Below are 11,849 nucleotides of genomic sequence, written 5' to 3'. Positions count from 1 at the left end.
GGCGGCCGCGGTGGCGCCCGCCGCCCTGGCCACGCTCACCACGGCGTTCCCCGAGGGGCCCGCCCGCGTCCGCGCGCTGGGCGTGTGGGGCGGGGTGAACGCGGCGGGCGGAGCGCTGGGCGTCCTCGTCGGCGGCGTGCTCACCGAGTACGCCGACTGGCGCTGGGTGATGCTGATCAATCTGCCGATCGTCGCGGTCGCGCTGCTGGCCACCGCCGCGGGTGTGCCCGCCGACCGGCCGTCGACCGGCGCAGGCCGACTCGACCTCCTCGGCGCCGCGCTGGCCACCGGCGGCGTCGGCGTGCTCATCACCGGCATCGTCCGCACCGATCGGCACGGGTGGATCTCGGCCGACACCGGCGCGACACTGGCGGTGGCCGCGGCCCTGCTGATCGGCTTCGCCCTCACGGAAAGGCAGGTTCGCCACCCACTGCTCCGGTTCGGACTGCTGCGCAACCGCTGGGTACTCGGCGGCAACCTGTTCGTCCTGTGCGCCGCCGCGGGCCAGTTCTCGGCGTTCTACCTCGTGTCGCTGTACATGCAGCGTGTCCTGCGGATGAGCGCGGGCGCCACCGGCGCGGCCTTCGTCCCGTTCTCGCTGTGTGTCATCGTCGGCACGCTGGTCGCGACCCGGGTCGGCGCCCACCGATCGCCGCGCCCGCTACTGATCGGCGGCGCGCTGCTGACCGCCACCGGGATCGGCTGGTTCGCCGCGATCAGTCCCGACGGCAGTTTCCTCGCCGACGTGCTCGGCCCCTCGATCGTGGGCGGTTTCGGACTCGGCCTGTGCCTGGCCCCGGTCGCCGCGGCCGCCGTCACCGCCGTCGCGCCGGGCGATGCCGGGATGGCCTCCGGGGTGTTCAACAGCGCCCGCCAACTCGGTGGCAGCGTCGGCGTCGCGGCGCTGGCTACCTTCGCCGCCGCCAGGTCCGGCGCGGGCACCGACGCGGCGGCACTCAACAGCGGCTACGCCTTCGCGCTCGGGATCGCCGCCCTGCTCTTCGTCGCGGCCGCGGCGATCGCCGTCCTCGTTCTCCCCGGCCCCGACCGCACGAAAACCACTGTTCGCGAGGACCTTCCCGCGGCAGCACAGTGAAAGGAAAGCCGATGTCCCCCATCGACCTGTTCGACCGCGCCCTGCGATTGCGGCCCGACGGCACCGTCGAAGCCGGCGAGCGCCGCATGGCCGCCGACGACGGCGGCTGGCAGCTGGCCGCCTTCCACGTCGACTCCGATGCCGACGTCCACGCCGATCACTGGGAGATGCATCCCGCCGGCGACGAGGCGGTGTGCTGCCTGCGCGGCGCGCTGCGCCTGTATCTGCGCCCCGAGTCGCCGGGCGCACCGGAGACCGCCGTGCGGCTGACGGCCGGCACCGCGTTCCTGGTGCCGCGGCACCGCTGGCACCGGATCGAACTCGACGAACCGTCCGACATCGTGTCGATCGGATTGCGTGGCGGCACAAGGCAGGAGCCGGTCGAACGCTGACCGCTCCGCCGGAAAACACTCGAGGGCGCTGCCGAAGCAGCGCCCTCGAGGTCGTGATCGAACGAAATCAGCGAACGGTGTGCACGATCAGCACGTCCGAGCGCGACTTGCGGGCCACATCCGAGGGCACCGAGCCCAGCAGGCGGCCGGTCAGGGTGTTCAGGCCCCGGTTGCCGACGACCAGCAGATCGGCCTTGGTCTCGTTGACCAGGTCGAGCAGCGAATCGACCGGCTCGCCGACGATGGCGCGCTCGACGATGTTCTTCGCCCCGGCGGCCACCGCCTTCTCCCGGGCTACGTGCAGGATCTCGTTGGTCGGCGCCGAGCCACGCACCTGGTAGGCCTCGTCCTTGAGCACGTCGGCCGCGGCGGCGACGTCGCGATCGTCGGTCGGGAAGTAGGCACAGGCCAGCACGAGAGTCGCGTCCGCGTCGCCGGCGAGCGCTGCGGCCTTCTCCACGGCGACGTACGACGAATCCGAGCCATCAGTACCGACGACAATGGTCCGGTAGGCGGTCATCTCTCCTCCAACTTGGTCGGTGCCAGCACCGATCAAACCCGGGAATCGAGCGTCAGCGCGGCAATTGGGTCGACCCTAACGCCAAAACAGGCCGATTTATCGACAAATCGCAACAGATCACATCGGGAGTGTTGACACCGGTCGGCACCCTGCCGGTGCTCTTCGCGACAGTCGCGAAGATTCACCTGCGACAACCAGACCGCGACTCGCGGAAACTGTGGCCTATCACAACACAATCAACGCGCCTGCGCGGCTGGGACTTTGCTCACATCAGCCGGAAAAACTGGGCAGTCCGCAGGCGGCGCTTCCGGTACCGGTCGAGGGCGCGACGGTCACCGTGGTCGGCACGATCCACCGAGTGCTGATGCCGACGACTTTCGCGGTCAGTTCGTGCTGCCCGGCGGTGGCGGGCCGCCAGGACGTGGCGGTGGTGCCGATGGCGGGCACCTCCACGGTGCCGATCACCGCGCCGTTGTCGTAGAACGTCACGTCGGCACCGGAGTCGCCACTGCTGTAGCCGACGACGTTGACCGCGGTGACCGTGTACGAGCAGCCGGCTTGCTGATCGGAGCCCTCGACCGCGACGCGCTGGGTCGAGTCGGCGTGCGCGAACGGCGCGACCAGCGCGGCCGTCGCCAGGACCGTGGCGAGACCGGAGCCGGCCAGACCCAGCCGGGTGCTCGGGCGGAAAGATGTTGTCACCGTCGATGTCCTCACTCTCCCGCAGCAGCGACCGCTGCGAATGCGCTGAGACTATCCACGGACACCGCCGTTCCCCGCCGAAACGACAATATTTCAGATACCCGATTTCTGGGGTCTCGACAGCGCGTCAGCCCGGCGTGGGTACCGCACTCGCCTGCGCTTTACGCGCGTATTCCCACGGTGACATCCCGATCTCGGCGGTGAATTCCCTACTGAAATGGGCCTGATCGAAATAGCCGAGGTCGGCGGCCAGACTCGCCAGATCGGGTCTGTCGCCGCGCGCGAGCAGATCCGCGGCGTCCTGCAACCGGAATCGGCACAGCACCCATTTCGGCCCGGCCCCGACATACCGGCGGAACAGCCGCTGCAACGTCCGGATGGGGACCGCGAAGCGATCGGTCACCTGGTCGACCCGGGTGAGCGCGGGATCGGCCGCCATCGCGGTGACGATCCGCGACACCAGCGCGTAGTGCGGGTCGTCGGCGCGACCCCGCCCGGCGAAGAAGTCCTCGACGATCGCCACCCGCGCCGCGTCGGAGGACTCCGCCAGCACGAGGTCGGCCAGTCCCGCCGCGGCGGGCAACACCTCGGCCAGGGGGGCCGAATCATCACGCAGCGCACCGACATCCATGCCGGTGAAGGCACCGAACCCACCGGGCCGGAACCGGAGGCCGAAGGTCTCCCCCTCGCCGTCGAGTTCGCGCACGTATTTGCTGGTACTCACCCCGTTGACGAAGCCGCCCGTGCGCGTGGTGCTGCGCTCGAAGGTGACGTTCACGCACGGGAACGACAGCACCTCGGCGCGATACGCGGGCTTACCCCGCAGATCCCAGCGCACGATCCAGTACCGGTCGGCGAACCCGGCCAGCGCGGGCCCGACCGCCAGCCGGTCCAGCGATCGATGCCTGGCCTGCTCCCCCGGATGCAGAATGCCCTTCATATCGGCGGGATCCGGCCGCGTCATCGGATCTGTCGCTTTCTTACAAGATCGGCGGCCACCGGCCGACCAGGATCGAAGACATGACCGATCCCGTTGCGCCCGTTCCGGAGGGCTACCACTCCATCACCTGTTTCCTGGCCGTGCCCGACGGCAACGCCGCCATCGCCTTCTACACCGAGGTCTTCGGCGCGAAGGTGCTCAGCCGGGCCGATCTGCCCGACGGGCAGCCCGCGCACGCCGAACTGCTGATCGGCGATTCCACGCTGCAACTGGGTATGCCCATGCCCGACAACAACGTTCGCGCACCCGAGGACTGGGTGCACACCTCGATCGTGCACTACTGCCCCGATGTCGATGCCGTGATCGCCCGCGCGGTCGCCCACGGTGCCCGCACCGCCGAACAGCCGCAGACCTTCGTCAACGGCGAGCGGTTCGGCGTGGTCATCGACCCGTTCGGCCACCGGTGGGCGGTGATCACCCGCATCGAGGAGATGACGCGGGAGGAAGCCGACCGCCGCATCGCCGCCTGGATGGCGGAATCGAGTTAGCGGTCGGCGTCGCCGGGGTGGCGCGGTGGGCATGATCAGCTCAGGCCCGCGGCGTCCATGCCGCGTAGTTCCTTCTTCAGGTCGGCGATCTCGTCGCGCAGGCGGCCCGCGAGCTCGAATTGCAGTTCGCGGGCGGCGTTCATCATCTGGTCGGTGAGGGAGGCGACCAGGTCGGCCAGCTCGGCGCGCGGCATGGACTTCACGTCGCGTTCGGCGTAGATGCCCGCGCTGACGGCCCGGCCGGGCTCGCCCTGGGCGCGCCTGCCGCGGCTGACATTGCGACCCGATCCGCCGACGGCGACCTCGTCGTCGGCCTCCAGGTACACCTGATCCAGGATGTCGGCGATCTTCTTGCGCAGCGGCTGCGGGTCGATGCCGTTGGCCTCGTTGTAGGCGACCTGCTTGGCGCGGCGGCGATCGGTCTCGTCGATCGCGTGCCGCATCGAATCGGTGATCTTGTCCGCGTACATGTGCACTTCACCGGAGACGTTGCGCGCCGCGCGGCCGATGGTCTGGATGAGGCTGGTGCTCGACCGCAGGAAGCCTTCCTTGTCGGCGTCCAGAATCGCCACCAGCGACACCTCGGGCAGGTCGAGGCCCTCGCGCAGCAGGTTGATGCCGACCAGCACGTCGTACTCGCCCAGCCGCAGCTGGCGCAGCAGCTCCACCCGGCGCAGGGTATCGATCTCGGAGTGCAGGTAGCGCACCCGCACGCCGAGGCCGAGCAGGTAGTCGGTGAGGTCCTCGGCCATCTTCTTGGTGAGGGTGGTGACCAGCACGCGCTCGTCGCGCTCGGTGCGCTGGCGGATCTCGTGCACCAGATCGTCGATCTGGCCCTTGGTCGGCTTCACCACCACCTGCGGGTCGACCAGGCCGGTCGGGCGGATGACCTGCTCGACGACCTCGCCACCCACCTGGCCCAGCTCGTACGGGCCCGGTGTCGCCGACAGATAGACCGCCTGACCGATCCGATCGGCGAACTCCTCCCAGGTCAGCGGGCGGTTGTCGACCGCCGACGGCAACCGGAAACCGAACTCGACCAGGTTGCGCTTGCGCGACATGTCACCCTCGAACATGCCGCCGATCTGCGGCACGGTGACATGCGACTCGTCGATGACGAGCAGGAAATCGTCGGGGAAGTAGTCCAGCAGGGTGGCCGGCGCCGACCCGGCCGGACGGCCGTCGATGTGGCGCGAGTAGTTCTCGATGCCGGAGCAGAACCCGACCTGGCGGATCATCTCGAGGTCGTATTCGGTGCGCATGCGCAACCGCTGCGCCTCGAGCAGCTTGCCCTGCTTCTCCAATTCGGCCAGCCGCGCGGCCAGCTCGGCCTCGATGTCGGCGACCGCGCGCTCCATCCGCTCCGGACCCGCCACATAGTGGGTGGCGGGGAAGATGCGCAGCGAGTCGACCTGGCGGACGACGTCACCGGTGAGCGGGTGCAGGTAGTACAGCGCCTCGATCTCGTCACCGAAGAACTCGATGCGGACCGCCAGCTCCTCGTAGGACGGGATGATCTCGACGGTGTCACCGCGCACCCGGAACGAGCCGCGGGTGAACGCCATGTCGTTGCGGGTGTACTGCACGTCGACGAGCAGGCGCAGCAGCGCGTCACGGTCGATCTCGCCGCCGACATCGAGCTGCACGGAGCGGTCCAGGTACGACTGCGGGGTGCCGAGGCCGTAGATGCACGACACCGAGGCGACCACGACGACGTCACGGCGCGAGAGCAGGCTCGAGGTCGCCGAGTGTCGCAGGCGCTCGACGTCGTCGTTGATCGAGCTGTCCTTCTCGATGTAGGTATCGGTCTGGGCGATGTACGCCTCGGGCTGGTAGTAGTCGTAGTAGGAGACGAAATACTCGACCGCGTTGTGCGGCAACATCTCCCGCAGCTCGTTGGCCAACTGGGCGGCGAGGGTCTTGTTGGGTGCCATCACCAGCGTGGGCCGCTGCAGCTTCTCGATCAGCCACGCGGTGGTCGCCGACTTGCCGGTGCCGGTGGCACCGAGCAGGACGACGTCCTTCTCCCCCGCGGTGATCCGCCGTTCCAGCTCGGCGATGGCGGCGGGTTGGTCACCGGCGGGCTTGTGCTCGCTGACCACCTCGAACTGCCCGCCCGCACGCTCGATGGTGCCGACAGGGCGGTGCTCGGAATGAGCCAGCGGGTGCCCCCGCTCCTCGTACCCTTCCGTCGGGATCTCGGTTGCGAATGCCATGCCCACCAGGTTAGGCCCGACCACCGACAAGTCGCGCGGACAGCACGCACACCGGCGCCGATCCGGCGACACGCGTGCGCCACGCCGAGGCACCGCTCGTGGGCCCGGTGTCGTTCGGATGAACTTCTGCTCAGCGGCGAAGCCGCTCACCTGCGCGGACGCCGGGCCGCGCGCGGCCCGCAGCATCGTGGCGACCCCAGGCGCGCGAGCACATCGCCTGGTCCGACCCGTGCCCGCGATCATCCAGCCGCGCCACCGCAACTTCGGAGCATTCGGCAGCGATGTCCGAAAAGTCCCATGTCCCAAGGATATTCACAGCGATGTGGTCCAGCAGACACGGCGCGTGACGCACATCCGGGCGTACCCTGAGTTGATCATCGGCACGTGGTGAAGGACAAGGCCATGAGCGCACTGCTTCCTCTGCTCGTCGCGGCTCCGGCGGTCACCGGATTCGCGGGATACTTCGCACGGGAGATCCGCGGCCCGCAGCCGCCGCCGGTCACCACCCCCACCGCGCCGCCGCCGGGCCGCCCCCGCGTCGAGTACTTCGACGTGGCAGAACTCACCAGCACCGACGCCAAGGGCTACATCCGGCCCGTCGACCGGTACGAGGTGCAGCCGTGGGGCGTCTACCTCGCCCGCACCGTCGACCGGCCGCGCGGCCGCTACGAGGAGTCCTGGCTGCTGCCCGGACCCGCCGTGCGCGCCACCATCGAGCACGATCGCCCCGGCCACCACCGCAGTCACGACTACGTCCTCGACATCGTCGAGTTCGTCCAGGTCGGGCCCAAACGCTGGCAGGCCACCGACTACTTCCTCGACATCGCGGTCCGCCGCGGCCGGTCGGCGACCCTGCGCGGTGCGGGCGAGCTGCTGGCCGCCCACGCCGCGGGTCACGTCGACACCGCCCAGGCCGATCGCGCCTTCGCCCGGGCCGCGGCCGTCCTGGACGGCCTCGCCGCCAACGACCACGATGTCGAGCAGTGGTTGCGCTCGCGGGAGATCACCCTGACCTGGATGTGAGCGGGCCCGGCCGGCCACCGGTAGATTTTCCGGTCATGACGCAGGCTTCCACCGTGCACGTGCATCCGCCCAAGATCGAGTACTTCGACGTCGCGGCGCGGACGAACACCGATCCGAAGGGGTTCGTCCGGCCGGTGGAGGTCTACCGGGAGCAACCGTGGGGCCTGTACATGGGCAGGCACTCCGACCATCCGAATTTCCACTACCTGGAATCGTGGGTGCTGCCCGAGCTCTCGCTGCGGGCGACGAAGTTCCACCACAATCCGGGGGTGGAGCGCTGGCAGGACGTCTACGTCGATGTCGGGGCGTTCACCCGCGAGTCGGCCACGCTGTGGAAGTCGGTCGATCACTACCTGGATCTGCTGGTGCGCACGGGCCGCGAGGTCGAGCTGGTCGATGTCGACGAGCTGCTGGCCGCGCACGCCGACGGCCTGCTCGACGCGGCGGACTGCCAGGCCGCGATCGAGCACGCGACCGCCGCGATCGACGGGATGGCCGCGCACGGGCACTCGCTCGAGGCCTGGCTGGCCACCCGTGGCATGACCCTGACCTGGCGCTGAAACGACGAAACCGCCCCGACCTCCGGTAGTGAGATCGGGGCGGTTTCCGCTCGGGGAGGATCAGCCGGCCGACAGGCTCGGGAACAGATCCGCCAGGCCGCCGCCGCAGCCCGCGCTGCCGGTCGCGGCCGCCTCGCCCACGGTGACGGTGATCGAGTCGCTGATCAGCAGCTGCCGCGCCTCGAGCTTGTGCTGTCCCGCCGTGGTGGGCTTCCAGGTGATGCTCACCGTGCCCGAGAGCAGCGACGGCGACACCGGGCTGCCCGGGATGTCGACGCCGTTGTCGGTGAACTTCACCGAGGTCAGCCGATCGACCTCGACGCTGGCGGTCAGCTTGTAGCTGCATCCGACCTTGTGGTCGGACCCAGCCACGGTGAGGTTGCCGACCCACGCCGAGGCCTGCGGTGCGGCCAGTACGACGCTGGCGGCGACGGCGCCGAGTGCGGTGATGCCGAAGCCCGCACGGCCGAACTGACGGTGATGTGTTGTCATACGCGCTACAACTTCCCTGTGAACCGAGTCACCGGCTGGTGACTCGGCACAATGTACCCAGCGCGCGACGCCGTTCGGCCACTTTTTGAAACATTGATGTTTAACAGATTGGTCTCGGGTCAGACGCGCGCCCCAGCCCACTCGGTGACCACCGGATAGACCGCGTCGAACCACGGTTCCTTCACCGCGTAGTACGCCTGCGCCGCCGCCTCCCCGGTCTTGCCCGCCGCCGCCTGCTCGGCCTCGCGCTTGATCACCAGATACGCCGCACGCGCGTCCTCCTCCTGGCGCAGCCAGTCCCGCAACGCGAGCGCGAACCGCTGGCCGGGCGAATCCTGCACGCGCAGATGGATATTCGCCGGACGGGCCGGATCGGCATTGCCGTGCAGGCGCTTGCCCCAGCGAGCCAGGTCGGTGCCATCGGGGTCGCCGGGGGTGGGCTTCGGGTTGTCGTGGGTGACCGACGGCGCGAGTGGGAACCCGGCCCCGGCCAGCGCGTCGGCCAGCGACTCGGCGGTGGCCAGGTCGGCCACCGTCACCTGGATGTCGATGATGTCCTTGGCGGGCAGACCGTGCACCGCGGTCGAGCCGATGTGGTCGATCCGCACCGCCGACGCGCCACACGCCAGGTGCAGCCGGGCGATGATCCGGCGGGCCTGGGCGGCCCAGTCCGGATCGGCGGGCACCAGCCGGTAGGGGGCGCCGGCGCGGACGCCCTCGCGCTGATTGCGTTCGAACGGCACCAGTCGCTCGGTCCACAGCGCGCGCACCTGGGCCTCGACGATCTCGGGGGCGCCGTTGTTGTCCAGCCACACGTCGGCGACCGCGTGCCGCTGCTCGTCGGTGGCCTGCGCGGCGATCCGGGTGCGCGCGTCGGCCTCGGCCACCCCGCGCTGCTCCACCAGCCTGCGCAGCCGGGTCTCGATCTCGGCACCGACCACCAGGACCAGCTGCATGAGCGGGGCCAGCCCGTTCTCGACGAGCAGCGGAATGTCCTGCACGACGATGGCCTGCTCCGGCGCCGCGCCGATCAGCTCGGCGGTGCGCGCGCCGACCAGCGGATGCGTGATCGCGTTGAGTTTGCCCCGGGACTCGTCGTCGGCGAAGGCGACCGCGGCCAGCGCGGGCCGGTCGAGACTGCCGTCGGCGGCGAGAATGCCCGATCCGAACGCCTCGACCAGCGCGGCCAGGCCCGGTGTGCCGGGCGCGACGACCTCGCGGGCGATCGCGTCGGAGTCGATCAGCACCGCCCCGCACTCGACCAGGGTCCGCGCCACTGTGGATTTACCCGCTCCCATGCCTCCGGTGAGGCCGATCCGCAACATGGGGCCCAGTCTCGCAGACGCCGCGCCGTGCGGTCTGCGCCCTCGGATTCTTTCCGACACGCCCAGGCGCCGACCGGCGCAAATCCGAGGTCGGGCGAGTCGCGTGGATTAATGTTCGCGCTGGCGAGAAGGCCAGCTCCAGCTACCGAAGGATAATCATGGGCACCACAGACCACCGGACGGCTCGCCACCGCCTGGGAATGCCCGGCGGTGTGCATTGCATCGAACACCCCGCTGTCGCAGCGACTCTCGCCGAATACCGCCGATCCTGGTTCACCGCCCTGATCTCCCCCGCCCGGCACAGCTTCGCCGCGATGCGCAAACGGCCCAGCATGGCCGCCGCCGCCGGCTACTGGGTCCCCGCCGCCGCGAGCTGACTCTCCCGCGACAGCGCGCACCGGGCCCGGCGATCATCGCCGGGCCCGCGCCGTGTCACACTCCGACCAGTCCGCTCGGCGCACGCCTGCTGCCCGGCTGCTGGGTCGGCATCGCGTTCGGCGGCACCGGATAGGGCGCGCCCTGACCGAGGGTGCCCGCCGCGATGTTCGGCCCGCACTGCGCGACCGCCGCGTCCGCCTTGGGCCGCGGGTCGGGCAGCACCGGCTTCGTCGCGTTCGGCGCGGCCGCGAAGTCGAAGGTCGAGGTCATGTCCCCGGTGACGCCGCGCCGCCACGCGGTCAGGTTCGGCACGTCGACCCCGAACCGGGTTTCCAGCAGCCGCAGTTGCGAGGTGTGGTCGAAGGTCTGCGACGCGACCAGCCCGCCGCGGCTGTAGGGCGAGACCACCAGGCACGGCACTCGGTAACCGAGGCCGATCGGCCCGGCGATACCCCCGGCGGCGGGCACCCGGTCCAGCGGCACGGTCAGGAACTCCCCGGCCGTGCCCGGGGGCGGCGTCGGCGGGACGACGTGATCGAAGAAGCCGCCGTTCTCGTCGTAGCTGATGATCAGCGCGGTCTTCTCCCACACCGCCGGATTCGACGTCAGGATGTCGAGCAGCTGCACGATCCCGAGCGCGCCGAACGCGGCGGGCAGGGCCGGGTGCTCACAGTGCAGCACCGAGGGCACCACCCACGACACCGCGGGCAGGGTGTTATCGGCGACGTCGGCCTGGAAGTCGTTGGGGTACACCGGCGCGATGCCACGCCGGGCCGGCTCGGAGTTCGGGTCGGCGGCCTGGGTGAAGCAGCCCATCATGCCGTCCAAGATCATCGACGAGGCCGGCCCGACATCGCGGTTGCTGTAGATCTTCCAGCTCACGCCCGCCTCGGACAGGTTCTCCGGGTAGGTGCGCCAGCTGTAGACGTTCTTGGGGATCAGCGTCGGCGTCTCCACCAGCGGGCCACCGGCCAGCCCGTCGGGATCGATGGTGGCGCTGACCCAGTACAGCCGGTTGGGGTCGGTCGGGCCGAGCACCGAGCAGTGGTAGTTGTCGCAGAGGGTGAACGCCTGCGCCAGCTCGGTGTGGATCGGAATGTCTTCGGGCAGGTAGTAACCCATCGCCGCGGGGGCGTTGGCCGGGCCGACCGAAGCCACCGACATCGGCATCCAGCCGTCGTTGCGGCCGTGGTTGAACGCCTGGTGCATGCCCGGCCAGGTGTGGTCGGGGTCGTTGATGCATTCGCCGTCGAGGGTAGCGCCACGGGTGGTGTCGAGCCGGAACGGTTCGACGAAACCGTCTGCGGTGGGCCCGATTCCGGGCGACCAGCCGTACTGGCGCCACGACGCCGAGGCCTCACCGAATCCCCGCACCCCCGACAGGGTGCCGAAATAGTGGTCGAAGGACCGGTTTTCCTGCATGAGCAGCACGAAGTGCTCGATGTCGCCGAGCCCGCCCAGCCCGGCGGGGTCGGCGGCGAAGGCACGGTCGATGATCGGATTCGCCCAGGAGGCAAGCGTTCCCACGGCGCCGGCGGCCATCGCCTTGGCCAGGAACTGTCGCCGGTTGAGGCCGGAGAAGGGACCAGAACTCATGTCGATGGAGCACCTTTCCCGAGGAGGGGACGGAGCGATCGGCGCCGACACTACTCCACCG

At 69.9% G+C, this 11,849-nt stretch carries 13 protein-coding genes; 6 read left to right on the top strand and 7 right to left on the bottom strand.

Going from position 1 to position 11,849, the window contains the following annotated elements:
- On the top strand, positions 1-1,096 hold a 1,096-nt coding region (locus ATM97_RS04660; protein ID WP_255587016.1), incomplete at its 5' end, for an MFS transporter.
- Positions 1,097-1,107: 11 nt separating this feature from the next.
- Positions 1,108-1,488 (top strand): cupin domain-containing protein, encoded by a 381-nt coding sequence (locus tag ATM97_RS04655; protein ID WP_218716687.1) that lies wholly within the window; start codon positions 1,108-1,110, stop codon positions 1,486-1,488.
- Positions 1,489-1,555: 67 nt separating this feature from the next.
- On the opposite strand, the gene ATM97_RS04650 is transcribed toward ATM97_RS04655, so the two are convergent.
- The 3 genes from ATM97_RS04650 to ATM97_RS04640 all read right to left on the bottom strand — a co-directional run bounded on the left by ATM97_RS04650 (position 1,556) and on the right by ATM97_RS04640 (position 3,674).
- Positions 1,556-2,008 (bottom strand): universal stress protein, encoded by a 453-nt coding sequence (locus tag ATM97_RS04650; protein ID WP_218716686.1) that lies wholly within the window; start codon positions 2,006-2,008, stop codon positions 1,556-1,558.
- Between the two features lie 270 nt (positions 2,009-2,278).
- The gene (locus tag ATM97_RS04645) at positions 2,279-2,710 is read right to left on the bottom strand and encodes a hypothetical protein (RefSeq protein WP_218716685.1); all 432 of its coding nucleotides are present in this window, start codon (positions 2,708-2,710) and stop codon (positions 2,279-2,281) included.
- 127 nt (positions 2,711-2,837) lie between these two features.
- Entirely contained in the window at positions 2,838-3,674 is an 837-nt protein-coding gene (locus tag ATM97_RS04640; protein ID WP_218716684.1) for a helix-turn-helix domain-containing protein, read from the bottom strand.
- A 56-nt stretch (positions 3,675-3,730) separates the two neighbouring features.
- Here ATM97_RS04640 and ATM97_RS04635 point away from each other — a divergent pair, with 56 nt between their 5' ends.
- Complete coding sequence (locus tag ATM97_RS04635; RefSeq protein WP_218716683.1) at positions 3,731-4,198, top strand: VOC family protein; 468 nt, start codon at positions 3,731-3,733, stop codon at positions 4,196-4,198.
- Positions 4,199-4,233: 35 nt separating this feature from the next.
- Here ATM97_RS04635 and uvrB read toward each other — a convergent pair whose 3' ends face one another.
- The gene (gene uvrB / locus ATM97_RS04630) at positions 4,234-6,414 is read right to left on the bottom strand and encodes an excinuclease ABC subunit UvrB (RefSeq protein ID WP_255587015.1); all 2,181 of its coding nucleotides are present in this window, start codon (positions 6,412-6,414) and stop codon (positions 4,234-4,236) included.
- Between the two features lie 402 nt (positions 6,415-6,816).
- Between uvrB and ATM97_RS04625 the strand changes: the two genes are divergently transcribed.
- Together ATM97_RS04625 and ATM97_RS04620 are read left to right on the top strand one after the other, a co-directional pair.
- Positions 6,817-7,437: a DUF402 domain-containing protein gene (locus ATM97_RS04625; protein WP_255587014.1), complete on the top strand. Its 621-nt coding sequence runs from the start codon at positions 6,817-6,819 to the stop codon at positions 7,435-7,437.
- Positions 7,438-7,496: 59 nt separating this feature from the next.
- Positions 7,497-7,997 carry a DUF402 domain-containing protein gene (locus tag ATM97_RS04620; RefSeq protein WP_374104827.1) on the top strand — a complete coding sequence of 167 codons (501 nt, stop codon included), beginning with the start codon at positions 7,497-7,499 and terminating at the stop codon, positions 7,995-7,997.
- Between the two features lie 60 nt (positions 7,998-8,057).
- Here ATM97_RS04620 and ATM97_RS04615 read toward each other — a convergent pair whose 3' ends face one another.
- Both ATM97_RS04615 and coaE read right to left on the bottom strand, forming a co-directional pair.
- The gene (locus tag ATM97_RS04615) at positions 8,058-8,489 is read right to left on the bottom strand and encodes a hypothetical protein (RefSeq protein ID WP_218716681.1); all 432 of its coding nucleotides are present in this window, start codon (positions 8,487-8,489) and stop codon (positions 8,058-8,060) included.
- Positions 8,490-8,608: 119 nt separating this feature from the next.
- Positions 8,609-9,814 (bottom strand): dephospho-CoA kinase, encoded by a 1,206-nt coding sequence (gene coaE, locus ATM97_RS04610; RefSeq protein WP_218716680.1) that lies wholly within the window; start codon positions 9,812-9,814, stop codon positions 8,609-8,611.
- A 158-nt stretch (positions 9,815-9,972) separates the two neighbouring features.
- On the opposite strand from coaE, the gene ATM97_RS04605 reads away from it, so the two are divergent.
- A complete protein-coding gene (locus tag ATM97_RS04605) occupies positions 9,973-10,191 on the top strand; it encodes a hypothetical protein (RefSeq protein ID WP_218716679.1) in 219 nt (72 codons plus the stop codon).
- Between the two features lie 55 nt (positions 10,192-10,246).
- Here ATM97_RS04605 and ATM97_RS04600 read toward each other — a convergent pair whose 3' ends face one another.
- A complete protein-coding gene (locus ATM97_RS04600) occupies positions 10,247-11,788 on the bottom strand; it encodes a phospholipase C (RefSeq protein ID WP_218716678.1) in 1,542 nt (513 codons plus the stop codon).
- Between the last annotated feature and the right edge of the window lie 61 nt (positions 11,789-11,849).

This window comes from Nocardia sp. MH4 (assembly GCF_019266065.1).
Taxonomy (GTDB): Bacteria; Actinomycetota; Actinomycetes; order Mycobacteriales; family Mycobacteriaceae; genus Nocardia; species Nocardia canadensis.
Note: the sequence above shows the minus strand (reverse complement) of the source record. Positions and strands in the feature narration are given on the sequence as shown.

Bases quoted from the DNA above. Each gene is read 5' to 3' on its own strand.
- ATM97_RS04635 (WP_218716683.1), top strand. From the start codon at position 3,731: ATGACCGATCCCGTTGCGCCCGTTCCGGAGGGCTACCACTCCATCACC.
- ATM97_RS04615 (WP_218716681.1), bottom strand. From the start codon at position 8,489: ATGACAACACATCACCGTCAGTTCGGCCGTGCGGGCTTCGGCATCACC.
- uvrB (WP_255587015.1), bottom strand. From the start codon at position 6,414: ATGGCATTCGCAACCGAGATCCCGACGGAAGGGTACGAGGAGCGGGGG.
- ATM97_RS04600 (WP_218716678.1), bottom strand. From the start codon at position 11,788: ATGAGTTCTGGTCCCTTCTCCGGCCTCAACCGGCGACAGTTCCTGGCC.
- ATM97_RS04650 (WP_218716686.1), bottom strand. From the start codon at position 2,008: ATGACCGCCTACCGGACCATTGTCGTCGGTACTGATGGCTCGGATTCG.
- ATM97_RS04625 (WP_255587014.1), top strand. From the start codon at position 6,817: ATGAGCGCACTGCTTCCTCTGCTCGTCGCGGCTCCGGCGGTCACCGGA.
- coaE (WP_218716680.1), bottom strand. From the start codon at position 9,814: ATGTTGCGGATCGGCCTCACCGGAGGCATGGGAGCGGGTAAATCCACA.
- ATM97_RS04640 (WP_218716684.1), bottom strand. From the start codon at position 3,674: ATGACGCGGCCGGATCCCGCCGATATGAAGGGCATTCTGCATCCGGGG.
- ATM97_RS04605 (WP_218716679.1), top strand. From the start codon at position 9,973: ATGGGCACCACAGACCACCGGACGGCTCGCCACCGCCTGGGAATGCCC.
- ATM97_RS04655 (WP_218716687.1), top strand. From the start codon at position 1,108: ATGTCCCCCATCGACCTGTTCGACCGCGCCCTGCGATTGCGGCCCGAC.